The 24,510-nt window shown below is 56.9% G+C and carries 21 protein-coding genes; 13 read left to right on the top strand and 8 right to left on the bottom strand.

Features of this window, described 5'->3' with window-relative positions; genetic code table 11:
* Positions 1–50 precede the first annotated feature (50 nt).
* The 5 genes from ACESLM_RS13900 to ACESLM_RS13880 all read left to right on the top strand — a co-directional run bounded on the left by ACESLM_RS13900 (position 51) and on the right by ACESLM_RS13880 (position 4,771).
* Complete coding sequence (locus ACESLM_RS13900) at positions 51–1,496, top strand: DHA2 family efflux MFS transporter permease subunit (RefSeq protein WP_372632172.1); 1,446 nt, start codon at positions 51–53, stop codon at positions 1,494–1,496.
* Positions 1,489–2,964, top strand: a complete 1,476-nt coding sequence (locus tag ACESLM_RS13895) for a multicopper oxidase family protein (RefSeq protein ID WP_372632171.1) — start codon at positions 1,489–1,491, stop codon at positions 2,962–2,964. Before ACESLM_RS13900 ends, ACESLM_RS13895 begins: the two co-directional genes overlap by 8 nt.
* Before the next feature lie 27 nt (positions 2,965–2,991).
* A complete protein-coding gene (locus ACESLM_RS13890; protein WP_372632170.1) occupies positions 2,992–3,870 on the top strand; it encodes a Rossmann-fold NAD(P)-binding domain-containing protein in 879 nt (292 codons plus the stop codon).
* Positions 3,871–4,016: 146 nt separating this feature from the next.
* Positions 4,017–4,253: a fibronectin type III-like domain-contianing protein gene (locus ACESLM_RS13885; RefSeq protein WP_372632169.1), complete on the top strand. Its 237-nt coding sequence runs from the start codon at positions 4,017–4,019 to the stop codon at positions 4,251–4,253.
* 104 nt (positions 4,254–4,357) lie between these two features.
* A complete protein-coding gene (locus tag ACESLM_RS13880) occupies positions 4,358–4,771 on the top strand; it encodes a TerB family tellurite resistance protein (protein WP_372632168.1) in 414 nt (137 codons plus the stop codon).
* 38 nt (positions 4,772–4,809) lie between these two features.
* Here the strand turns inward: ACESLM_RS13880 and yyaC are convergent, their stop codons facing one another.
* Complete coding sequence (yyaC, locus tag ACESLM_RS13875; protein WP_372632167.1) at positions 4,810–5,388, bottom strand: spore protease YyaC; 579 nt, start codon at positions 5,386–5,388, stop codon at positions 4,810–4,812.
* Positions 5,389–5,617: 229 nt separating this feature from the next.
* Here yyaC and ACESLM_RS13870 point away from each other — a divergent pair, with 229 nt between their 5' ends.
* A complete protein-coding gene (locus ACESLM_RS13870; RefSeq protein WP_372632166.1) occupies positions 5,618–6,517 on the top strand; it encodes an SDR family oxidoreductase in 900 nt (299 codons plus the stop codon).
* 251 nt (positions 6,518–6,768) lie between these two features.
* Here the strand turns inward: ACESLM_RS13870 and ACESLM_RS13865 are convergent, their stop codons facing one another.
* Both ACESLM_RS13865 and ACESLM_RS13860 read right to left on the bottom strand, forming a co-directional pair.
* A complete protein-coding gene (locus tag ACESLM_RS13865; RefSeq protein ID WP_372632165.1) occupies positions 6,769–7,296 on the bottom strand; it encodes a hypothetical protein in 528 nt (175 codons plus the stop codon).
* Positions 7,297–7,442: 146 nt separating this feature from the next.
* On the bottom strand, positions 7,443–8,522 hold the full coding sequence (locus tag ACESLM_RS13860) for a DUF5022 domain-containing protein (protein WP_372632164.1): 1,080 nt from the start codon (positions 8,520–8,522) through the stop codon (positions 7,443–7,445).
* A gap of 898 nt (positions 8,523–9,420) precedes the next feature.
* On the opposite strand from ACESLM_RS13860, the gene ACESLM_RS13855 reads away from it, so the two are divergent.
* The gene (locus ACESLM_RS13855) at positions 9,421–9,945 is read left to right on the top strand and encodes an RNA polymerase sigma factor (RefSeq protein ID WP_094047733.1); all 525 of its coding nucleotides are present in this window, start codon (positions 9,421–9,423) and stop codon (positions 9,943–9,945) included.
* A complete protein-coding gene (locus ACESLM_RS13850; RefSeq protein WP_372632163.1) occupies positions 9,929–10,705 on the top strand; it encodes a hypothetical protein in 777 nt (258 codons plus the stop codon). The genes ACESLM_RS13855 and ACESLM_RS13850 overlap by 17 nt, the downstream gene beginning before the upstream one ends.
* 108 nt (positions 10,706–10,813) lie before the next feature.
* Here the strand turns inward: ACESLM_RS13850 and ACESLM_RS13845 are convergent, their stop codons facing one another.
* From ACESLM_RS13845 to ACESLM_RS13835, 3 genes are all read right to left on the bottom strand, one after another.
* Complete coding sequence (locus ACESLM_RS13845; protein ID WP_372632162.1) at positions 10,814–14,224, bottom strand: collagen binding domain-containing protein; 3,411 nt, start codon at positions 14,222–14,224, stop codon at positions 10,814–10,816.
* Positions 14,225–14,547: 323 nt separating this feature from the next.
* Positions 14,548–15,576 carry a C40 family peptidase gene (locus ACESLM_RS13840; protein WP_372632161.1) on the bottom strand — a complete coding sequence of 343 codons (1,029 nt, stop codon included), beginning with the start codon at positions 15,574–15,576 and terminating at the stop codon, positions 14,548–14,550.
* A gap of 169 nt (positions 15,577–15,745) precedes the next feature.
* Entirely contained in the window at positions 15,746–16,249 is a 504-nt protein-coding gene (locus ACESLM_RS13835; RefSeq protein ID WP_372632160.1) for a hypothetical protein, read from the bottom strand.
* Between the two features lie 243 nt (positions 16,250–16,492).
* On the opposite strand from ACESLM_RS13835, the gene ACESLM_RS13830 reads away from it, so the two are divergent.
* From ACESLM_RS13830 to ACESLM_RS13810, 5 genes are all read left to right on the top strand, one after another.
* Positions 16,493–17,725 carry an anhydro-N-acetylmuramic acid kinase gene (locus ACESLM_RS13830; RefSeq protein WP_372632158.1) on the top strand — a complete coding sequence of 411 codons (1,233 nt, stop codon included), beginning with the start codon at positions 16,493–16,495 and terminating at the stop codon, positions 17,723–17,725.
* A 19-nt stretch (positions 17,726–17,744) separates the two neighbouring features.
* Positions 17,745–18,881 carry an exo-beta-N-acetylmuramidase NamZ family protein gene (locus ACESLM_RS13825; RefSeq protein ID WP_372632156.1) on the top strand — a complete coding sequence of 379 codons (1,137 nt, stop codon included), beginning with the start codon at positions 17,745–17,747 and terminating at the stop codon, positions 18,879–18,881.
* A 15-nt stretch (positions 18,882–18,896) separates the two neighbouring features.
* On the top strand, positions 18,897–19,799 hold the full coding sequence (locus tag ACESLM_RS13820) for a BadF/BadG/BcrA/BcrD ATPase family protein (protein WP_372632155.1): 903 nt from the start codon (positions 18,897–18,899) through the stop codon (positions 19,797–19,799).
* Positions 19,800–20,099: 300 nt separating this feature from the next.
* Positions 20,100–21,905 (top strand): RNA polymerase sigma factor, encoded by a 1,806-nt coding sequence (locus ACESLM_RS13815; RefSeq protein ID WP_372632154.1) that lies wholly within the window; start codon positions 20,100–20,102, stop codon positions 21,903–21,905.
* Complete coding sequence (locus tag ACESLM_RS13810) at positions 21,902–23,041, top strand: extracellular solute-binding protein (RefSeq protein ID WP_372632153.1); 1,140 nt, start codon at positions 21,902–21,904, stop codon at positions 23,039–23,041. The genes ACESLM_RS13815 and ACESLM_RS13810 overlap by 4 nt, the downstream gene beginning before the upstream one ends.
* A gap of 55 nt (positions 23,042–23,096) precedes the next feature.
* Here ACESLM_RS13810 and ACESLM_RS13805 read toward each other — a convergent pair whose 3' ends face one another.
* Together ACESLM_RS13805 and ACESLM_RS13800 are read right to left on the bottom strand one after the other, a co-directional pair.
* Positions 23,097–23,660, bottom strand: coding sequence for a hypothetical protein (locus tag ACESLM_RS13805; protein ID WP_372632152.1), 564 nt, complete (start codon positions 23,658–23,660; stop codon positions 23,097–23,099).
* Between the two features lie 62 nt (positions 23,661–23,722).
* Positions 23,723–24,439 carry a FadR/GntR family transcriptional regulator gene (locus ACESLM_RS13800; protein WP_372632151.1) on the bottom strand — a complete coding sequence of 239 codons (717 nt, stop codon included), beginning with the start codon at positions 24,437–24,439 and terminating at the stop codon, positions 23,723–23,725.
* Positions 24,440–24,510: the final 71 nt, after the last annotated feature.

The raw sequence follows: 24,510 nt of genomic DNA, 5'->3' as shown, positions 1-24,510 counted from the left end.
CTAATACTAAATTGTTATTAATCAATCACTAACTAAAGGGAGAGATGATCATGAGCTCGTTAGCTCAACCGTTTTCCGCGGCCGCAGGGGCTGCCGCATACCGTTGGTGGGCGCTTATCGCCCTGGCGCTGGCCCAATTTCTCGTCGTTCTCGACGCGTCTATCGTCAATATCGCGCTTCCATCCCTGGGGCAGGAACTTCGCTTGGATACGAACACGCTTAGTTGGGTGATTACGGCTTACGTCCTGCCTTTCGGCGGCTTGTTGCTTCTCGGCGGTCGCTTGGCCGATCGATACGGTCATCGCCGGCTGTTCGCCGCCGGGGTCGCCGGCTTCGTCGCCGCTTCCGCGGCGGCAGGATTGGCGAGCTCCGGAACGTGGCTGCTGGCGGCGCGAGCGGTGCAGGGCGCGTCGGCCGCTTTGCTTGCACCGGCGGCGCTTGCGCTCTTGACCCGGCTGTTTCCGGAGCCCCGGGACCGGGCGAAAGCGCTCGGCATCTGGGGGGCGGTCGCCGGGATCGGCAGCGCGGCTGGCGTGCTGCTGGGAGGCGTGTTGACTTCGGCCTTCGGTTGGCCGTCGGTGTTTTACGTGAACGTTCCCGTGGGCCTCCTTGTCCTCGCGGTCATTCCGTTTCTCGTTCCCCGAGACCGGCCCGGCCGAAGAGAAAGCTTGGATATGACCGGAGCGGCTTTGGTTACCGCCGGCATCGTTGCGCTTGTGGCCGGGCTCTCCGAAGCGGAGAGGGCAGGGTGGACGTCCCCGTGGACGTTGACGCTCGCCGGCGCGTCCCTGGCGCTTCTGGCCGCGTTCATCCGGATCGAGCGCCGGACCGCGAATCCGCTCATGCCGCTGTCGGTGTTTCGCATCAAGTCGGTAACGGGCGGCAATCTGGCGATGTTCTTGATCGGAGGAGCCACGACGGGACTGTTCTTCGCTTTGTCGGTCTTTATGCAACAAGTTCTCCATTATGACGCGATGAAGGCGGGACTTACCCAGCTTCCGCTGGCGGGAGCGCTGGTCGCGATCGCCGGAGCCGTTCCGGCAATCGTCAAAAGGTTCGGCACGCGGAGAACGCTCGCCGGTTCCTTGCTCCTGTTCGCCGCGGGCTTGGCCTGGTTATCCATGGCGCAGAGCGACGCCTCGTTCGCGGCCGATCTGCTCGGACCTAGCCTCGCGATCGGAATCGGGCTTGGCGGAGCATTCGTAGCCGGCACGGAACTGGCGGTCAGCGGGGTGTCCGACGGGGAAGCCGGATTGGCCAGCGGGTTGGTGAATACGAGTCAGCAAATCGGGGGCGCGATCGGCCTTGCCGCCTTGGCGACGATCTCGTCTTCGCGGACGAATGCGCTGTCGGGCATGGGAGTCGGCGAGTCGCAGGCGCTGACCGGAGGCTTCGCGTGGGCTTTCCTCGGAGCGGCCGTCTTCGCCGTCCTCGGGGCGGTTATCGTGCTAACGATCAAATCCCGGAACAAGGAAGGAGGGGGCGGCCATGACTAGGAAGAGAAGCGCGAAACGACTGTTACCCATCGGAATACCGCTGCTGCTTGCTCTGCTGGTCGGTTTGACGGTCAGCGTATACTTCTGGCAAATCCGCCTGCAGAAGCCGTCGGAGATCAATATGGGCGACCATCGGCATCATTCGGCCGCCGCCGTCGGTGCGGGAATGCACGAGCATGCCGCGTCGGGCGTCGCTTGCGAGTCGCTCGTCGCCGGGGAAGCTTCGGGAGCGACCCGTGAATTCGATCTGACCGCCGCGCGGACGGAGCTTCGGCTGGACAACGGGAAGACGCTCGAGGCGTGGACCTTCAACGGCATTTCCCCGGGGCCGGAACTGCGCGTGAACGAAGGGGATCGCGTCGTCGTTACGCTTCGCAACGAGGATATTGAGGACGGCGTTACCCTGCATTGGCACGGAATCAACGTCCCCTGCTCGCAGGATGGCGTGGCGGGAGTCACGCAAGACGCCGTCAAACCGGGAGAAAGCTTCACCTACGCGTTTGTCGCGGCGGCGCCGGGAACTTACTGGTATCATTCTCACCAGATGAGCTCTATTCAAGCGAAGAAAGGATTGCTCGGCTCCATTATCGTAGAGCCCCGGAATCCATTCGGGCTCGCCCCGAAAGCGACGGAGGTTGCCGCGCTCTATCAGCGCCTGGAGTCTGCCGTTCTGCTTAACGGAAGCACCAGAGGGTTGAAGGTGTCGGTCGGTCCGGGCGAGACGGTGAGGCTGAGGTTGACGAACGGTGACAACGAAACGATGAATTTCTCGGTTGAAGGAGCTCCGTTCCAGGTGGTCGCCATGGACGGCCATGACATGCACGAGCCTGGTCTTCTGGACGGAGAGATCGTCCCGCTGGGAGCCGGTCAACGCTACGATCTGCTCGTTCGTCTTCCCGATTCGGGCAAGGTCGTCGTCCGGAACGATGCGGCCGACAATCTCCCGATTACGCTCGGAAGCGGCAGCGAGCCGGCGCGGATGGAAGGCTTGAAGACGTTCTCGTTCGTCGACTACGGAGCCCCGGTCCCGAACGATCCGCTTCCCCCGGGGGAACCGGATCGACGCTACGAGCTGCGGCTCGGCCAGCTTCTGTTCGTCAGCACGATCAATGGGCGCTCGTTCCATGAAATTCCGCCCATGACCGTGAAAGAGGGGGAGACAGCTCGAATCACCCTAGTCAACGAAGGGGGCGGAGATCATCCGTTCCACTTCCATGGGCATACCTTCCGCGTGCTCAGCAAAAACGGCAACCCCTTAACGGGAAGCCCCGTTTATCTGGATACGCTGTTGACGAAAAAAGGCGAAATCTACGAGATTTTCCTCGTGGCCGACAACCCGGGCTTGTGGATGGTTCACTGCCACAATCTCGAGCATGCGTCGATGGGGATGAGCATGATGCTCAATTACGAAGGAATCACGACTTCATACCGGGTAGGAACCAAGTCGGGCAACTTGCCCGATCTCTAAAAACTAATACGACGGGAGCGAATAAAGGTGAAAAAAGCAATGGTGTTAAGAGCAGGCAAGGGCATGGGCAGAGCGTTGATCGGGAGCTTGATCGAAGCCGGCGCCGAGGTCGTCGCCTTCTCCGGATCGCGTCGCCGATTAACGGCTCTTGAAGAAGCGTACTCCGGAACTTCGCGGCTGCGGACGGCGCTTGGAGACGGGAGGAACCCGCAAGAGCTGCTGACCGCGGCGGCAGGAGTCGACGCGATCTTCATCGGCATCTATTTAACGTACGACGAGCATCCCGATCGAGTGCGGGAACGGCTCGAAGCCGTCCATTGGGTTTCCGAACGGACGGGTGCCAAGGTCGTGCTGCTCGAAGGGATCTATCGTCCCGATGGCGAGCACGAGGATTTGCTGTCCGACAAGAGGCATCTGCGGCTGCTTTGCCCGGAGCTGTACGGGCCGAACGTATCGAATACGATCGTTCATTATACGCTTAAAAGAATCGCGCAAGGCAAAACGACCAAGTACGTCGGTCCACCTTCGGTCAAACGGGAATACTTGTACGCGGACGACGCAGCCCGTTACGCGGCGAAGCTGGCCATGCGGCAAAGCGCGGACACAACCGCTTGGCGGCTTCGCGGCGGTCCGGCGATTAGCCCTCCTGAGTTGATCGGAATCGCCGGTTCGGCCGTTCAAGCGGTACCGAGTGCGGTGCGGATCGGCGGATGGAAGCTGAGACTGTTGGAATGGCAAGCATCAAGAGCGAAGGATATTCTGAATCGCTACGAGAAAGGCGATTCTGTCTCCGCCCGATCCTTGCCGGAATACGGGAGCGAGGGGACCTCGTACGAGTCGGGGGTCGCCGCAACGTTGGCGCGCATCGCGGAGAAGCTTGGAAACAAAACAAACATCCGCCCGTAGGAAGCGCAAAAGTCGTTCAAGCGGCCGTTTGCTTCTCTAATTTGGAAATGAAAAATACAATAATCGCACTTCAATCTCCGCCCTCCCTTCTGGTAAAGTCGAAGCAGGTATGTCCGATTCAAGAGCTGCCGGAGGCGACGGACGAGGTGTCCGTCACGAACGCGGGCGAGGTTGCGGGGACGGAGGTCGTGCAATTGTATGTCGCCGACAAGTTCAGCAGCGTAACAAGACCGCCGCTCGAACTGAAAGGGTTTCGGAAGGTTGAATTGCAGCCCGGGGAAACGGTCAAGGTACGGTTTCCGATCCGGCCGCTGGAGCTGAGCGGCGGCAGCGTCACATTGACGCTTAAGCCGTTCGAGATCGCCTCCCTGCGCTACGAATAACCGCCGGACTTCGCGAAAAAGTTCGCCTGCTCTCTTGAAAAATAAGCGATTTCGGTGCAAGATGAAGCAAGCAAACATTTGGCGATACGAGGAGCTGACTGCGGTTGTTTTTGCATTTCATACAGGAGAGGGAGCAGCGGGAAGCCTTCCTGGAACTGGCTCATGCCGTCGCCAACGCGGACGGTTTCGTCAGCGGCGGTGAAAAGCGGTATTTGCAGTCCGTGCGTTCCGAGCTCGGACTGGAAGACCGTTTGCGAATCGTCGCGCCGCCGAGAGATTTACAAGAGGTGCTGTCGGAAATCCGGGATCGTCGCGTCCAGCATCTTTTTTTCTTGGAGATTCTACTGCTTGCTTATGCGGATGGAGACTACTGCGACGAGGAAAAGCAGATCGTCATGGACATGAAGCGGACGTTCGATATTCCGGACGAGACGTACGAAGCGTTCAAAGCGTGGGCGATCTCTTACGATCAGCTCAGAACGCAGGGCATGCAGCTCATTTTGAATCCGATCGATTGACCGAGAGCCATCGGGGAAGCCCCCCGATGGCTCTTCCCTTAAGGAACGGCCGGTTCGATCGCGCGCCCGGCCGACATGCGGATGCCGACGAGCAGACTGCGGGAAATGAGACCGGCCATGTTCATGACCAGATGCAGCCGGGTGCTCTGCAGAGCCTGATAACCGAGCAGCCCTCCGATGTTCACGATGCCGGACACGTGAATGTCGCCGACCGGCGGCAGCTGCTTGTTGACGCCCGCGCCCGGCCGCAGCGGACCGTCTCCGATCACGACGGCGCCGATGCTGGACGCTTGTCCGAGACAGGCGTCGACGCCGATGACGAACGGGTCCTCGAACCGGACGTAGAGCCTGTCCATCGTATCCGCAAGGTTCATCGCGTGTACGGGATTTTCCAGCGTGCCGAAAATATCGAATTCGGGAGAGCGGTATTTGCCGAGCAGCGTGCCCGTCAGGGGACCCAGCGAATCTCCCGTGCAGCGGTCGGTTCCGATGCAGACGACGACGATTCTCCTGCGGGGAGGAAGACGATTGAAATACGCGCCGAATCTGCTCGCCAGCCGCATGGACGCGGCCGGATCGGTATGGGCGACGTAGTGGGGCATGGGCAGAATGGACATTCCTTCACCTCGTTAAGCAGACAGAATAGCGATGCCGAGTGGAGTGGGCTCAGTCCACTTAATGATACGATATGTATCCAGAGAAGGGTGTCGCTTTATCGCCTGTTGGCGACGCAAGTTGCGCGGTCGTTCGACAACGTCCGTCCGCCGAAGCAAAACGACGTTGCCGGAACTTCCGCCCCTCTGGGCGAATACCCTGCTATCAGTTCGAATGATGGAGGGTTGCTCAGTGATTCCCGGATATCCTTATTTTGGGCAAGAAATGAAGTGCGAGCAGGTGCCGATCACGTTCCCGCCGCAGCATCAGGAACGTCAGCCCGGACTCGAATACAAGATGACTCCCGTGCCGATCTCCGACAATCCGGCATACCGGGGAAGCGGCAAGCTGGCCGGCAAGGTCGCGATCATTACCGGCGGAGACAGCGGCATCGGGCGCGCTGTGGCGATCGCCTTCGCCAAGGAAGGGGCGGACGTGGCGATCGCGTACTTGTACGAGCGGGAGGATGCAATGGCTACGCAGCGCATGGTCGCCCAATACGGCAGAAGATGCTTGCTCGTAGAAGGAGATTTGCGCCGTCCGGAGTTTTGCCGCGAAGTCGTGCGCCGAACGGTCGAATGCTACGGCAGGCTCGATATTTTGATCAACAATCAGGGCGTGCAGTTTCCGCAGACCCGCATTGCGGACATCTCCGACTCCCAGCTCGAGGATACGTTCCGGACGAACATTTTCCCGATGTTTTATATGACCAAAGCCGCTCTTCCTCATCTGTGCCCGGGAAGCGCCATCGTGAACACCTCGTCCGTCACCGCTTACGCGGGGGCGCCGCTGCTGGTGGACTATTCTGCGACGAAGGGGGCGATCGTATCGTTTACCCGCTCGCTTTCCCTCCAGTTGGCAGGCGCGGGCATTCGCGTCAACGCCGTCGCTCCCGGACCGATCTGGACGCCGCTCATCGTCTCCAGCTATTCCGCCGAATACGTGAAGACGTTCGGGCTCGAGACGCCGATGAAACGCGCCGGTCAGCCGTTCGAGCTGGCTCCGGCCTACGTCTATCTGGCTTCTCACGACGCTTCCTTCGTCACGGGCCAGGTGCTCCACGTCAACGGCGGGGTGATGACGGAGACGTAACGAATCCCTTCTCCCGGTTTCTCGTCGCCCGCCGGACCTCCGGCGGGTTTTTTCGTCCGTTTGCCTCTTTACGGCGAATTCGATTCGTTTTGTAATTATTCATAGCCGCATCCGAAAAAAACCAAAAGGATCAAGCCTCAACTGTTTCCAATGATTTTCGATGAGTAGCAGCAGGCAAAAAAATGCAGCCCATAGAAGGGCTGACGATTTCTGCTTTCTATTTCAAAGTAAGGCACTTTCGAAATTCAGGATTACCTCTTTATTCGCTCGCATAGTTCTAAAATATCTTCAACAAAGCTTTTTGTTTCAAGTACAGTATAATATTGTCCTTTTATTTCAAAAAATGTACGTTTAATATCATCATTTCTAGCGAAAATATATAAATGGAATGGCTCATCCTTTCCAGAAATCATGATATTAATTCCATTTTCGGCTGGATATGATAAAGTGCCTCCGAGTGTTTTAGTTGTACTTTTCACCAGTCTTTGGCGTTCTACCAACATAACAAGTTCATTTATTTGTGCATCGTTCATGAGCGATGTAAGATCTTGGTTTCTTGCGTCTAGTGTTATTAATAGTTGCTGCGGGTCTGGTAATGTTAGCCGCGTAGGGGAATAGAAGATTGCCAACAACAATAGCATACCGACTAGGATTGAGATATTGATGTACAAACTTTTATTCTTCTTCTTCCGTATTTGAGCGCGGATTATACGAATCAATAAAAAAGGAATTGACAGAATAAAAAACCAAACCATGATGTTTAAGACAATAACCATCATCTCTCACCTCTCGGACAGTTGACAAACGATTTCAGAATGATCAGTAATTTATTATACTTTGATTTAACTCTACAAATGACACAACTCTAAATTAAGCAAATGGTACAGGGCACAAGCCCTGTACCATTGATATCCAATTCAACATTCTAAAATGCCACTTCCGTGTTATAGACTCTAAATTGTACATACTCAGTCCAGGGAGATCCGTAATATTGAATTGCTTTAGGCGCAGGATTGGAATAGTTTGCAGTTGTATATGCTGTCTCATATGTTTGATTTGGATTGGTAGTAAACGTTGTGCTTTTACCTCCGCTATTCGTATAAAAATACATATAGTGGTCTATTTTGATTATCCGTACTTTTTGTGTAACAGTGCCAAGCAAGTAGGTTGCTCCTTGGCATCCAGTACAATCTTGAACATAATCATATTTTGTCCACTTATCATAATCAATTTTTACTTGAATAGTATCTGAAGTTGCACCTCCAATTGGAGTATAACCTACTAAATTAACAAAAGTACTAATTGCAGTTAATGCGCCTACATATAAATTAACTGCTAGCGCTATAGACGCAGAGCCAAATGATCCAACTCCCCAAATTGCAAAATTAGATAATCCCTCAGCTACTGATTTAGTGTTAGCTCCAGATGAAATTGTTTTCCAGGTAGTTGACATATCATAAAAGTAAATCATATCTTGTCTTAGATTTCTGCCATTGTATGTGTAATAACTAGTTATTTGTGCCATTGTTCCGATAGTACCGGAATCTTGTGGTACTTTCGCAGCTGTATATAATGATGCCCTTGCTTCGTTATTCCCACTCTCTACTGCAATCTTCGACATTTCGAGTATATCTTTTTTAATCTCTTCATTAATACTGTAAGAATTAAAAACGTTCTCAATTGCCAATTGATCAATCAAATGTAAATCGAGCTTTTCAACTTTAAGTAATTGTTTTTCGTTTAGGTAAGACAAAAATGTTCCATCATCCAGACGATAGACATTCTCGCTTTCAATTAGAGTGGCTTTTTGGCCGTCTGTGTTTGAAATTGAATATTCGCCGTGACCGACATGGAGCACCCTTAAATGTTTTTTTAAGGGCGACTTTGATTCCTTTATCTCTTTTGAAGCTGGGATTAACTGCTCTGAGTTAGGAGCAGCAACCGATACATTAATAAATGCGAGAAAAAGACAAAAACTTAGTAAAACCACTACAGTTTTTTTCATTAATTTCATTCCTCCTAATACTTTTGGTATAGATATAAACTCAACTTTCGCAGAGCGAAAATAGGCTTAACTTCATGATGTGACTGGGTAAACTAACGATTTAATACAAATGTTGTAAACATAGAAAAACACCAGCTTGTCTTGTTGTTTATATATGGATTGAGTATATGCTAATTTATTACTTTGATTACAAAAATAGGATTATAATTGAAGGATACCAAAATAATATCTCTATGTACATAGCGAATTGTGTCGAACAATGAACTTGAGCCATAAGTCCCGTTTTCACCTAATCTGAACCAAGAAATTTCGTACATAAACTAAACAAATTTCAAGACAATAAGTTGCCATGTTTTTTTCTATCAGTTAATGTAATTTGATTAACTTTCTTTATGGGAATTGAGCGGCAGTTGACAAACGGTCTCGTTGAAAGACTTCAGCTTGAACCAATGGGAGTAGTTGCCGATGTTCGTGAAGGACGGATGGAAACTGGATGTCACGATCTCGAACCCGTCGAAGACGGACCTGATCGTCCTGCTGAAGCATTTTCGGAAAATCCGGATTTGAACTTATAGGATCGTTCGGCGGGAGCCGCGCATGGATGCGCGGCTTTTTGCATGCTCTTCCTCCGTCCGCTTTTTTTTGGCTTTGCAGCAAACTTTCCACCGATTCGCCGGGTAATACTTGTAGTGAACGTTCAAAAAGATCGGTTTTCAGCATCGAGAAGGTTGGATGAAGACCGGGGATGAGGAGCGTAGCGTAGTCAAAACTACGTGAGCACCGGAAGAGTCGGCTGAATGCAAGATTCGACGTCGAATCCGCTTCAAGAGTTGCTTCATGATCAAAATCGGACTTTTTGAACCACCGCTTATAGAACAGCAGGAAAGAGGGGATTCGAGTGGACAATCGGTTGATCGAACGCATTCTCCAAGGAGACCGCAACGCGTTTCGGTCGCTGTACGACGAATATTTCGACTATGCAATGCGCACCGCCAAGCTTGTGACCAAGAACGGGGAGTGGGCGAAGGACGCGGTGCAGGAAACGTTTCTCCGGGTATACCGGAACGTCTGGCAGTACGACGGGAGCAAGCCGTTTAAGCCATGGTTCTACTGTATTTTGCTCCGCGAGTGCTACAGGGTGATGGAACGGGAGAAAAAGGTGGTTCCGTTCGGGGAGCAGCTTGAGAAAATCGCCGTCGAGCAGAAGCTGCCCGACGTTTCGGTGGACGTGTACGAGGTGCTGCAGACGTTGGACGACTTGTACCGCATTCCGCTCATTTTGAAATATTTGCACGACTACAGCGAGAAGGAAATCGCCGACATGCTCGACGTGAACGTGAATACGCTGAAATCGCGCTTGCTCAAGGGACGGGAAAAGATGAAGAAAGGGCTGGGGGGCGAACGCTATGGAACGGAATCTTAAAGACAAGCTGCTGGAGAAGAGCCGTTACGCCGAGGAGACGAAAGAGGAAGTGTGGGATCGGATCGAAGCGATGCTGGACAGCGAGCCGGCGGCGCCGACAAGAATGGGAACCAGGTCGCGGACAACGACAAAACAGACGAAGAGGAGCGATCGAACGATGAGAACATTGAAAATAACGATGGGAGTCGCCGTCTTTATTATGGCATTCGGAGTATTTCTGGCCATGCCGGCCGGTACGGCTTTTATGAAGGACGTCAAGGAATGGTTCGCGCCGGAAAAGAAAGTCGAGGTCGAAGTCGAAGGCCAGAAGGAAGAGACGGACCAGAAGCTGCACCAGAACGAGGAGAGCAAATATGTCATCTATTACGATCAGGAGCGCTACAAGCTCGTTCAGGAAAGCGGCAAGGACGTCATTACGACGAAGGAGCCGCTGCCCGAGCGTTATCCCGAAGTGTCGATGACGATTGAGCAGGTTAAAGACGAGAAGCCCGAGGATCTGATCAAGCGGTTGAGCGGGGAGTTGTCCGGCAATTACGAGGACGTGCGCGAGGTCGAAAAGGTGTCGGAGCCGGTGCAAGGCTATGCGGTCCGGGCGCTGGCCGGGAAGGAATGGGACAGCGAAGTCGTCGTCATCTACGTCGTGGACAATGGGAAGCAGGGCAGCTTTACGATTACCGAGAAATACTTCCTGGAAGCTGCGGAAGGGCACGGCGCCCGGTTCCATCAGATGCTGAAGGAGTTCAAGGTGCTGGCGGAATAAAACCCGAGCCCGTCGAAAAGCCTGAAGCACCGGACCGAAAAGGAAAATGGCGATGCCGGGATTAACCGGCACCGCCATTTTTTCATTTCCTACCCGCCGGAGCCGCCGTCAGGCCAATTTCCGTTGGCGGCGGCCGAAGCCGATCCACAGACCGGCCGCAATAAGCGCGGCTCCTCCTGCATAGTACGGAAGCGGGCTCGATTCCCCGGTCTTCGGAAGGACGTTGGGCCCTCCGGAGTTTGGCGATCCCGATTCCGGCTCGGGCTCCGTTCCGCCGAGCGGGATGTCGTCGCCCGGAACCTCCACCAAATCTTCGCCCGGTTCTTCGGGCTCCGCCGGATCTGCAGGATCGGTCGGAGTCACCGGGTCTCCGCCGGCAGGATCTCCCGGATTCCCGGGCGGCTGCGGATCGCCGGGATCTCCCGGGTCTCCCGGATCAATAGGGCTGCCCGGATCGCCGGGATTTCCAGGATCGCTCGGATTTCCGGGATTGCCCGGATTACCCGGATCAGGAGGAGACGTCCTGTTGTTCGTCACTGTAACGACGACCGTCTTCGTCCCGTCGACCGTCGTGCCGTCGATGGTCACGTCGTACATGGCCCGATCGATGACATACCCTTCAGGAGCCTTCGTCTCTTCCAGCACATAGTCGCCGTACAGCAGGTTGGCGAAGCGCAGCTCTCCCATCCCGTCCGTCGTTCCGATTCGCGGCGCGCGGGTGCCCGACTTGTCGATCAGTTTGAACTCCGCGCCCGCAAGCGTTTGGGCAGGATCGGCGGCATCGACCTTAATCACCTGCAGCGCGCCGGTCTCGCCGCTTCCCGATCCCGAGCCGGAGGAGGTGCGTACGACGATTTCCTCCGTCTTTTCCCGAATTTCCGTCGTCAGTCCGTCGCCTTCCAAATAGACGGTATTGCCGACTTTCTCTTTGTCGTTGGCCTGGATCAAGGATTTGTACTTCAAAATGAACGGCTTGCCGATCGCGCCCTTGAAAGCCAGCTCGAACGATTGCGCGCCGTTCGCATCCGTGAGGATGTGAAGCGTGAAATCCACGTCCTTCTCCAGCTCTTCCGACTCGGCAATCGAACCGTCGGCTTTGACCGTCGTCGCGAACAGGCGGAACGAATCCGCAACGAGCTCCTGGTTCGGCGTCGGCGTATCGATGATTTTGGCGTTGGTCAGGTAGGACTGTCCCTCGTTGATCCGGATCGTCCAGTCCATGTATTTGCCGTTCTGGACCCCGTACTTGCCGACATATTGTCCGCCGTTCGGCACGTTTACCTTGGCTTCCCACGTCGTCTTCTTAGCTCCGCCGATCAGAAAATCCGCATAGTTATGAATTTCCCGCACGACCAGAGAGCCTTCCAACGTTGTCTTGAACGTGAGCCAGTACGGGGAAGAGATCTCATCGGCAAACCGGACGGTCAAGACGTTGTCGTTGTCCGCGGTCGGGAGGCCGATTTCGTATTCGTCTCCGGGCACTTCCGTCTTCCCTTGCTGTACCCCTCCGTCGGACTTCACCGTCAGCGGATACACCTTCACGGAGCCGGGCACCAGCTTCTGCCCTTGCAGCAGCTTGTCGGCGACGCTCGCCCCGGCCAGCTTCTCGCGGTTGTAGTTGATCAGGACGTTCCACGTAATTTCCTTGGTCTCCGCGTTGTAGGAACCGAACTTGCCGCCGTTGTTTTTGGCATAGCGGTTCAAGTCAAAGCCGGCTTCCGCGGCCGCTTCTTTGTTGCTGCCGTTCTCGTCCGTCCAGGTCACGACGGCTTTGTTGTTGATTCGCTTGCCGGGATCCTTCACCCATTGGACATCGAATTTCGTCTCGTACTCGATCGTATAGGCGTCCGCGACATCGACTTTGAATTCGATGACGAAGCCGATTTTCGGATCTGTATAAACCAGTTCGTAGTCTTTCCCGCGCTCCAGCTCGCCGCCTTGCGATTTTTTGATTTTCAGGCTGTCCGGAATCAGCTCGAGTCCGCCGTTCGTGAACGTATCCGCGATTTTGACGTTCTTCATGACGTATCGGCTGCCGTCCGGCTTCTTGTCGGTGTTGATCCGGATTTCCCATTTCGCCGTTTTTTCCGCGTAGTTCGCGGACTTGTGAGACTTGACGATCGCGCCCTGAGAGATCCGCTGGCTGGCTTCGTCTCTGCCGCCGAGTCCGTCGGTCACGACGTTTTTCACCGTTTCCCCGGCCGTGGGTCGTTCGGTCAGCTGCGTCTGATATCGAATCGTATACGGCGACGTAACCTCGTGAAGGAATTGCAGCTCGAAGCCGTGAGCGGATTCCTTAAGCTCGTAGCCGGAGCCGAGCTCTTCCTCAGGATCGACCGAGAACACTTTGAGCGAATTTGGTACGAGCGTATGCGAGCTGCCGAACTCGTCCTTCAGCCAGGCCTTGTCTTGAGGAATCGAGTCACGGCTGAAGTTGTAGCGAATGACCCAGTCGATGACGCCCGTGGACGAGTCGAAGCGTCCGACCGCTTTATCCAGGCGCTCGCCGCGCTCAACCGTCACGGTGGCGGACGCCTGCGCATCCTCGGTATTCGTCCCCGACAGCGTGGCCGTGTTCACGAACTTGCTTTGTACGCCCGCGACGTCCGTGGAATATTCGATCCGGTAGGCCCGGTCGATCGTCTCGGCAAACTTCAGCACGAACCGGTCGTCATACGCCTCCAGCGAGTAAGCGGTCGGATCCGCGGGAGCGCCCTTTACCGTCGAACCGTCCGCATTCACCTGCAGCCGATACACCTTGACCGAATCGGCGATCAGCCTCAGACCTTCCGGCATCGGGTCGGCAACGGTCGCCTGTTCGAGCTTCTCCAGCTTCTTGTTGATCTCGATCGCCCAATCGATCCGGCTCTTGTCGGCCGCCAGCAGGCCCCGCTTCTCGATCGTCGTATCGACGTCCGGCTTCAATACGACGACGACCGTCTGCACGCCGTCCCGAACCGGCACGGGAATGACGACCTCCTCGCTGCCTTTGACGATTTCCACATTAAATTCGGTAACGATCTCCAACGTGCCTTTAACGTTGGAATGATTCTCCATGTAATCGTTGAAGGTCATGACGATCCGCCCGTCCCGGTCGACCGTGAAGGAGCCGACCGTACTGTCGCCGTTGGCCAGCGTCCCTTCGATCTCCGTATAGATGGCGAACTCGGGCGGCAGATTGAACGAGAACGTATCCCCCGCCTTGTAATCGTGTCCGTTCGGCAGCTCCCACTCGAATGCCAGATGGACCGCGGACCCGATCTCGAACCGGTAGTCCGGATTGTATACCGCGTCGACGACCGAACCTCGTTCGTCCTTCAAAATCACTTTGGTCAAAATAGGGTCTTCGATTGCCTTGGCAGGCCTGCTGTCGGTCCGCTCCTCGCCGGCGACTTCGACCTGCCGACCGTCCTCCCCGGAGCCCGGAGCGTTGTCCGCGGCATGCAGAGCGGTGCCGCCGACAAACACATTCACGATCAGCAGCATCACGATTCCCATTGCATACAATCTTTTCTTCATTTCGGTATTCTCTCTCCCTTTCTTTCTCTCCCGGCGGTTCTTGCACTGGCGCCGTCATCACGCGTCGTGGCGATTGTACCGGCACTTACGGGATGCAACGGCCCTCCTTTCTTCACGTATTCGAAGTATCTTTTCCAATCTCCGATGTTCTGGTCGGTGTGCCCGCAAGTTCCGCTACTCGAACCATTATATTCGATTGATCTGAATAAAAAATGAACAGCATCCAATTGTTGACCTATATAGGCCGGAATGGATGCTGCTCGATTTTGGCTGACAGGGCAGGATTATCAGGCTGATCAAGCTGATTAGACTGATCAGGCAGGCTAGATCAGCCTGCGGGCCGTGACGAATCTCTTTTTCCATTTCTCGTCGAAATCGTCGAAGTGAACGCCTTTGACCTTGGAAAAGGTGTGCAAAATCCGGTTGTCGCCCGCATAGATGCCGACGTGTCCGATCTCCAGCCCGCGCGCTCCGAAAAACAGCAAATCCCCGACGCGAAGCTCGTCCAAACCAACCGCCCGGCCTTCCTTCGCCTGATTGTACGAGACGCGCGGCAGGTCGACGGACAGCACTTCCTCGAAAACATGGTGCACGAACGAGGAGCAGTCGAACGTGTCGGTCTGGCCAAGCGCCGCGCCGAACTCGTAAGGCGTGCCTATGTACTGCATGCCGAACGAAATCAATTCGTCTCCCTGAAGCTTGGCAAGCGTCGGGCTCTCGTAATCGGTGTACTGCGGCTTGGCCGAGACGAAGCCGATCCGGTCGTCCTGGGTGCGCACTTCCAGCCATTTCGCGTCGATCTCGCGGAGCACCTGGATTTTCTCGCCCTTGGCGAGCATGCCGCGGATCGGAGTATCGGAGGCGGCGTCGGGCGCGGCGCGCAGGTTCACGCCGTAGGTGACGGAAGTACGGAACTCCCGAACGGTGGAGATCGTAATGTCGTTGGCGTAGGCGTGCCACTGCACGACGTTGCCGAGCGTTTCGCCGATGAAGCGAAGCGGCAGCATCGCCGTTCCGTTCACGACGGCGCCCGGCTGGGGCAGCGGGATCGCTTTGCCGTTAAGATATGCCGTTGTGTCTCCCATTCGGTATGTAAAGAGGAGGCCATCCTTGATCGCGCTCACCGTCTGCGCGGCGTTCGACCAGGTCACCTCGGTGTGCTGCGCTTCGAAAATCGCCCGCATCGGCACGAGCGTCGCGCCTCCGACGACGATCGGATCGGCGGCTAGCGCCAGCTTCTTTCCGTCTACGTAAATATCCGGAGCGCCGCCTTGAGCCGCATGCGCATGCGCGGGCAGCGCTTGTCCGAGCAGCAGGCCCAGCAGGGCGATTGCTCCGATTCTGGTTAACATGATGCGTCCTTCTCCCTTCGTCCTAAGCCTTACTAGGTTTGACGCTGGGAGGGAACGGTAGGTTGTGTGGAAAATGGTGGGCGCGAAGCGGAGCGGGCTCCATCGGCGGACAGAAGCGATTCCGAATGACGGATGCCAAGACGCCCTTGCTCCGCTTCGCGCCGCCGCTTCAAACGGCGCTCGTCAGAGAGAAAGAACTGCAGGGGAGACGACGCTCCAACGTTTGGCCGAGCACTTGAGCGAATGCCGGTTCGCCGGCGGTGGGAATGACCCAGACGGTCATATCCGACAGCTTGGATCGGGGAAGGCGATAGTCGCCGGATAACGGAATCGGCATCCGGTTCAGAATACCCCTCTCGGGAGCGATTTCCAGCCGGATTTGCCCGTGAACTTGGAACAGATGACTGAATCCGGTCGATTCGGCGGCCGTCCAGCGGATCGATTCGATCCGTTCCACCGAGAACCAGATTTCCTTGCCTTGCGCGTCGGCTAACCGGATGCGGTCCAGGCACAGATTTCTTTCGCTGAGTTGGCACATGGCGAGCTCGAAAGCTCTTGTTTTGCCGGGGGCTCTTACCCGAAGAGCGAACGCGACGTTAAGCACGGCAGAGTCCAAGTACGTGTTTCTCATCATTTTTACGGTTTCTTGCTCCTTCTGCGAGTGAATTTTCATACGGTTTTCATCATACCGAGTTGCCGGCGAGAAGGATGTTGGATTGTCGGGGGAGAACATTGCTATTTTCATCGAACGAAGGCGGATGGGATCGACTGGAGGAAAAAGTAGATTTGAATTTAAATAATCATATATAATTAAAATTATTGAAATTTTATTTCAAATTTCGTTGACGAAAAAATCTGCCCGGATTATGATTACGACAGAAATGTGCCGGGTGAGCATAGGGGGCTGGCGATAGGTATGGACGAGAATGGGAACGTTTACGGAAAGCGATACCGCGAAGCAAGCTCGCACGAAGGCGCCGGGGGCGTCCGCCGCGCGGTAGGTTTAATGTCGGGCACGTCGGTGGACGGGATCGACGCGGCGGCGATCGAGATTCGGGAGGGAGAAGGCGGCCGGCCGCAAATCCGGTTGCTTGCTTTCGAGAATACTCCGTATCCGGCGGACGTGAGAGCGGAAATTTTCGCGCTGTTCGAGCCTTCGGCCGCGACGGTCGACCGGGTCGGGCGTCTTAACGTGCTGCTGGGCGAGCTTTATGCGGAAGCGGCGTTGTCGGCGATCCGGCGGGCCGGCCTGAATCCGGAGGAGATCGCGGTCGTCGGCTCGCACGGCCAGACGATCTTTCACGCTCCCCAGCCGTTCCCGAGCCATGGCTACGATCTGCGCTATACGGTACAGATCGGGGAAGGAGCGGTTATTGCCGCCCGGACAGGCATTCCTTGCGTATCGGACTTCCGCGTTGCGGACATGGCTTGGGGCGGCCAAGGCGCTCCGCTTGTCCCTTTTACAGAATATTTGCTGTACGGTGAGTCGGACAGAACGCTGCTGCTGCAAAACATCGGCGGCATTGGGAACGTTACCGTCCTGCCCGCGGCTTGTTCGCCCGAGGAAGTGTACGCCTTCGATACCGGACCGGGCAATATGCTGATCGACGGCGTCGTGTCGCGGCTGTTTCCGGGCATGTCGATGGACGTCGGCGGCGCGATCGCCAAGGAGGGGCGCGTCGACGCGGAGCTGCTAGAGCGGCTGCAGCAGGAGCCATATTATGCGCAGCCGCTTCCGAAGTCGACCGGACGGGAGCTGTTCGGCTCGGCGTACGTCGACAAGCTGCTCGCCTACGGGGAAGAGCGCGGCTTGTCGGCAAGCGATCTTGCGGCCACGGTGACGCGGTTGACAGCATGGTCGATCGGGGACGGCTATCGGCGCTTCATCCGTCCGAAGCATGCGGCGGACGCGATGATCGTCGGCGGAGGCGGCAGCTACAATCCGACGTTGATCGGCATGCTGAAGGAGGAGCTCGAACCGATGGGCGTTGAGGTGCTGACACAGGAGGACATCGGTCTGAGCAGCGACGCCAAGGAGGCGGTCGCCTTCGCGCTGCTCGCGGATTATGCCGTCGCCGGCAGGCCGAACAGCCTTCCGGGAGTGACGGGGGCCAAGCGGGCGGCCGTTCTTGGGAAGATTTCTTATTAGCAGAGGCGGGAGGAAGAAGATGATACGCAACGGAATCGACTGCATCGACAATTACGCCCATCTGTTCGCGGGGAAGAAGCTGGGGCTGATTACGTCGCCGACAGGGCTGACCGCCGAGCTGGAATCGACGATCCGCGTACTGCACGAGAAGTTCGGGCTTGCCGCCCTGTTCTCGCCCGAGCACGGCGTACGCGGCGACCGCCAAGCGGGCGCTCTGGTCGACGACTATATAGATCCGTTTACCGGCGTTCCGGTCTACAGCCTGTACCGTGGAGATTCCAAGCGGCTTACCCCGGAGATGCTGGACGCGGTCGATATGGTCGTATACGATATTCAGGATGTGGGAGTGCGCTATTATACGTTTATCTACACGATGCTCTACGCGATGGAGGATTGCGCGAAGGCGGGCAAGCCGTTCGTCGTGCTGGATCGGATAAATCCGCTGGACGGCGCGACGGTGGAAGGCAACGTGTTGCGACCCGAATACCGTTCGTTCGTCGGCAACTACTCGCTGTGCGTGCGCTACGGCCTGACGGCCGGCGAAGTGGCGACGATGGTCAACGCCGAGACGGGCCTGAACGCGCAATTGAGCGTCGTTCGCTGCGAAGGCTGGGAGCGGGAGATGCTGTTTCCGGAGACCGGACGCATCTGGGTTCCGCCTTCGCTCGGCGTGCCGCGCTTCGAGACGGCGCTGCTCTATTCCGGCACGTGCCTGTTCGAGGGGACGAACGTGTCGGAAGGCCGCGGCACGACGTCTCCGTTCGAGATCGTCGGCGCGCCGTTCGTTCGGGCGGAGGAGCTGGCGGAGGAGATGAACCGCAAGGAGCTGCCTGGCGTTCGCTTCCGGCCCGTCTATTTCAAGCCGACGTTCTACAAGCACGAAGGGGAGCTATGCGCAGGCGTGCAGCTTCACGTGACGGACTTCCGGGCGCTCCGGCCGCTGGAGACCGGGGTTCGGTTGATGTACGAGCTGAAGCGACGGCACGAGCAGTTTGCGTTTTTGCCTCCCGTGCGGGAGAACGGCAGGCCGTTCATCGATCTGCTCGGCGGCGATCGCGCGTATCGGGACGAGACCGACGAGGAAGCGCTGCTGGAGCGGTTCCGCGAGGAGAGCCGCGCGTTCTCCGAACGCAAGCAAGCGTATCATCTTTACTAAGAGGAGTGGCAGCGAATGGGATACGTGGCGGGAATGGACGGAGGCGGGACGAAAACGGCGCTGACGATCGCCGACGAACGGGGCGAAGCCGTTCATCATTTCGTCTCCGGGCCGATCAATTTCAACGGTCAGGACGAGGCGAGCATCCGCCGCAGTTTCGAGGAGATGTTCGCCGAGATCGGGCGCGTATGCGGCGGGCTGGCGAACTGCGCGCGAATCTGCATCGGCGCGGCCGGCGTCAGCAATCCGACGGTCGTCTCGCGGATGACGGAGCTCGTTCGGTCGTGCGGCTACGAAGGCGGGCTGATTATCGCGGGCGACCATGAGACCGCGCTGCGCGGCGCGCACGAGAGTCCGCACGGCATGATCCTGATCGCGGGCACCGGCTCGATCTGCTTCGGCAGGAACGCAGCGGGAGCGGAGCATCGCGCGGGCGGCTGCGGCTATCTGATCGACGACGAGGGGAGCGGCTACAGCATCGGACGCGATCTGCTCTCCGCCGTCGTCCGCGCCAACGACGGCCGCCTGCCTCCTACGGCGATCACCTCCTTGGTATACGAGCGTCTGGGCGTCGATTCGGTTCGGCAGGTGATCGGCTTTGCGCACGCCAAGACGACGAACAAGAAGGACATCGCCGCTCTCGCCCCGCTGCTGTCGGAGGCTTGCGCGCTCGGAGACGCGGCGGCTGCGCCGATCGTCCGCAAGAGCGCCGAAGCTTTGCGCGAGCTGGTCGCTCCCGTAGCGCAGAAGCTGAATCTGCAAGGCGGGAAGCTGGCTTTGGCAGGCAGCGTGCTGCTGCGCAACGAAGAAGTGCGAGCCGAACTGCTCGGCCTGCTGAAGCGGGACTTCCCGGACATGATCGTCTATCCCGCGAAGAAGGAAGCTTCCTGGGGAGCCGTGCTGATGGCCATGGCTTAGACGGCACGTATCGGGCCTAACCTTGTATAAACCACCTAATCGGACTGCTCTTCATTATTCTGATAATGAGGAAGCAGTCTTTTTCTGTGATTCAAAAAGTATAAAAATCGCTATCTTTTTCTGAATCACCTCCGACAAAAACGCAGTTTTTCATCTTGAGGACGCGAAAGACGTTTTTGCTTGATTGGGAAATTTGGTATACATTAAAAAAATAAGTTGGATTCGGCCTGAAAATGTTCAAATGTATGCGGCTTCCGGCATCTCTTTATTCGAGGGGCGGCAGGAACAGGGGAGAACGGGATGAGAGACGGGAACGGGCTTGATCCGGACGTTGCAAACAACGCGGAGAAGGAGAAGGAAAGCGCGGACCTCGGAACGGAGCTGGCGGAACGGGCGCGGGCAGGAGATACGGAGGCGTTCGGGGAACTGATCGAGCGGCACCGGTGCCGTGCCAAAGGCTGGGCCGAGCGAATGACCGGAGATCCGCATCTTGCCGACGATATCGTGCAGGACGCTTTGATTCGCGCCTTTATGCACATCGGATCGCTTCAGGACGCGAACCGCTTCCTGCCATGGCTGCACCGGATCGTCCGGAATCAGGCGAACATGCGTTTAAGGCGCGGCGGACCGCATCGCAGGGAGAAGCCGTTCACGTCGTTCGAGGCGCGGGAGCGGAACGGAGGAAGCGTCGATTGGGACAACCTGGACAGCATTCTGGATCATCTGACGCGTTCGGCCGGCAAAGCCGCGATGAAGGAAGACGACCCTGTCGAGCATCTGATGCGCAAGGAGATGTACGAGACGATCCATGCGGTGCTGCACTGCTTGACGAAGAAGGAGAGAGCGATTTTCGAAGCGTATTTCTTCAAGCAGCTGAGCCCGGAAGAGATCGCTGCGATGTACGGCATGACGACCGGTTCCATCTATACGTACATCCACCGTTCGCGGCAGAAACTCCGGCAAGAACAAATCCGCGTTTCCCTTGGCCTGCTTCCCGAGAAGGGAGGAGCCATATTGGCCAGGCATAAGATGCTGGAGCTTGCGGAATGGCCCGCGCACGCCTCCTTGCCCACGACCATGGTCGACCGGCTGGGGCATATGTTGGCGACGATGGGAGATTCGCGCGACATCGCAGAGCTGATGGGCCTGTCGGGGTTTGCCTTTCGGATGCAAATTTCCGAGAAAACGACTTTCGCCGACGGAATTTACATGTTCGATTGGCGGGAGACGCTGATCTCTTTCGCGCGGGATCTCGGGTACGAGGCGGCGCTCGTCTGCGGCCAGCTTTCCGATTTTCCTGTGCCGCTGCTCGGAGCCGTCGAGAAGTTTCCCGTCGTCCTGCCGATCGAAGAGGCGGTTCTGCCTTTTATCCGTCAAACGATCGACAGCGGAAGGCCGGTTCTGTATTTCGACACGTCCGCGACCAGACCGTTCATTCATGAATGGTCGCTGATCTGCGGCTACGACGACGAGCGCCGGGTCGTGCATCTGACCGACGTCATGTGCCCGGAAGGGAAAACGCTGAGCTACGAGGACGTCGCCGACAATCCGATTCGCTTCCTGGCCGCCTTGACTCGTCAAGCGGACCGCGATCGGACGGCGTCCCTTCCCGGCACGCGGGACACTCGCCGGCGGCGCCTGGCGGAGAAGACCGTCCGGTTTGCGGTGTCGTTCGCCAAGAACCGTTGGGCTTACCGTCCGATGACGTCCTATTTGTCCTACGTCACGGGACTGGCCGCTTACGATACGTGGATCGGGCATCTGAGACGCGGTCCGGGCTCTCCTCCGAACCGGTACGGAATGGGCCATCTTGCCTACGTGTATTCCCGGACGAAAAGCTGCGCTGCCGCATACCTGAGAACCGTCCCGTTCGAAGGGGAGGCGATGAGATTCACCCTTTTGGCTTCCCAAGCGTATGAGCAGGCTGCCGAAGCATTGCGCGAGCTCGAAGAGCTGGCGCCGTTCGTCAAGACGGCGGAACTGATGCAAGCGGACCTGTGCGAACGATGCGCCGGATTGCTGGAGCAAGCGAGAACTTTCGAGGCGTCCGCGATCGGTTATTTGGAGAAAACAATCCCTTATTTGGAGAAAGGAACATCCCAATGAGCAACGTGAAAAGCCTCAAAATCATGACCGAGTTTCAGCATTTGGACAACCTGATGGACGCAAAAGCTTCTTTCGAGAAGGCGCATCCCGACGTTGTCATTACGATCGAGCAGGCCGCCGATCACGCTGAATCCCACAGGGCTCTCCAATCCGACGAAGCGCCGGACATCGTCGAATCCGGTGGCTGGTCGATTTTCAACCGAAAAGGCTTGTTCGTCGATCTGCTGCCTCGCGTGGAGGAGATACCCGGGTTGAAGGATGATTTGAACCCTGGCGTTATGAGGGTGGCCGGCAAGGACGGAACGCTGCCGGGGCTGCCGGTGGACGTCGCGCTTCCTCTGATTCTCTACAAAAGGGAGCTGTTCGATAACGCCGGTCTTCCGTATCCGAGGGAAGGCTGGACGTGGGAAGAAATGATAGAGACGGCCAAGAAGCTGACGCTGCGCAACGAGCGCGGGGTGGCGACCCAGTTCGGACTCGGTTTCGGCGTCGACGTCGAGGAGTTCGAGCCGTTCGTCATGCGCAACGGCGGACGTTACGTCTCGCCCGATGGTACGACAGCCAGAGGTTATGCGGATCAGCTCCCTGTCATCGAAGCGTACCGGCTGCTGATCGACGCCTACCGCGTGCACCGGGTCATTCGCAGACCCGGCGAGCCGTCCGAGGCGGGAGAATTGCACGAAGGCTTCGCCCTCATCTTCGGATTCGCTTGGTTTGCCGGAGCGGTCGTGCGTTACGGATTGGAGGACAAGTATGGCGTCGTCGGACTGCCTCGGATGCCGGGCGGGGAGAACGCCAACATGATCTATATGGGAGCCGCGGGAATCAGCGCGAAGTCGCCGAATCGCGAGCTGGCATGGGCGTTTTTACGCCATTATGCACTGGAGCGTCCCGAAGCGTTCCGGCAAGCGAATACGCTGCCGATCACGAGGTCGCTTGCCGAGCGGAGCGGGTATACGGTCCATCCGGTGTGGCGGAGATATATCGAGGAACTTGACTTTGTTCAGACAAGCGGATTCTATTTGAGCGAGAAATGGAACTCCTCCAGACAGCTCATCAACGAGGAAATCATTCGCATGATCAACGAAGGAGCGGATGTCGCCCGGACGATCAGAGGATGGACACGCTTCGCGTAAAATATGACGCCCCGGCTCCGCGCGGCTTGACGCGTTCGGAACGGGGCGATTTCGTTCAGTCGGCGGGCGGCTCGATCATTTCGTGATGGGTGATGAGAAGCTTGTAGATGATTCCGTCTTCATCGATATAGCATTCGATCCAGTAGTAAGGCGTGCCTTCGGCTTCAAGCGGTTGTCCGATGACCTTGTTGTCTTCGATGAGCAATTTGAACGTATGGATGAAATCGAACGGGCCGTTGCCGGGCGAGCCTTCGAACGCGTAAGCTTGCTTGGCTTGCTCCAAGCTTTTTCCGACGGTTAGTTCGCCGATCTTCGTCGCGTATCCCGATTCCGCGCTTTCCAGCATGAGCCAGATCACTTTTCCTTCCCTGAAGCCGACGATCAGACCGTTGCCGTAGTCGTATAGCGCAAGATCGGTAAGGCTCTCGTCATCCTTGGTCTCGGGTTTGCCCAGAATGCCCGTAATTTCCTCTTCCTTCATGTCTAATGCGATCGTCTTTTTGGACTGTTCGTTCGTTAGCGCGGCGTAATCCACGGGGACGGTTTTCGGGGCTGAGCATCCGGCCATGAAAAATATAGGGACAATCATTAAAGCGAGCTTTAACTTTTCCAACAACATTGACGATCTCCAATCCGCATTGAGTATTGTGAAGACCAACAAAGATCGATCTTCAACCTTCCTTAATTCGCCAAAGCGGCCCGAAGTACCTGTTCGACTTTGCTCAGGTGCTCCGTGACGAGTTCGGTCGCTCGCAGCTTGTCGCGGTGTTCGATCGCTTCGAAGATTTGGCGATGCTCGTCCAGCAATCTCGAGGCGGTCGCCTTCTCGCGATAAAACCACAGCTCGCGCGTCTGGCGGATCGATCCGGCGAAGCGGTCGGACAGCGATTCCATCAGTTGCACGAACAGAGAATTGCCCGATGCCTCCGCGATCGCCATGTGAAAGTCCGCGTCGGCGCGCTCCCCTTCGGACGTGTCGTTGCGTTCGAGGCACGATTCCATCGTCTCGATCAGTTTGCGAAGCTTGGCTATGTCCTCGGACGTCCGTCTCTCCGCCGCGAGCGATGCCGCCCCGATCTCCAGCGTTCGGCGCACCTCAAGCAGCTCGATCAGAGAGGCCGCTCCCTGAAACAGCCGCTCCGTTCCGCTTTTCGCTTCGTTCGGAAGCTCCTCCTTGACGAACGTGCCGCCGCCGTGCCGCACGTCCAGCCAACCCATCGCCTTAAGCGCGCTGGCCGCTTCCCGTACCGTGGACCGGCCGACGCCGTACGCCTCCGCCAGCTCGACGACCGAGGGAAGACGATGTCCGGGCTGCCACTCCCCCTCGCGAATGCGGCGCAGGATGTCCTCTGCCACCAGTTCATGCCCCTTGGGCGTTTCTATTTTCATCTGCCGCATATCCGAACCTCCCGATCCGTCTCTATGTGAGCGATAGCTCGGCTTCTTGGCGTCCGGAGGCACATATTGTG

The sequence above is a fragment of the Cohnella sp. genome (assembly GCF_041641335.1).
Lineage (GTDB): Bacteria > Bacillota > Bacilli > Paenibacillales > Paenibacillaceae > Cohnella.
Note: the sequence above shows the minus strand (reverse complement) of the source record. Positions and strands in the feature narration are given on the sequence as shown.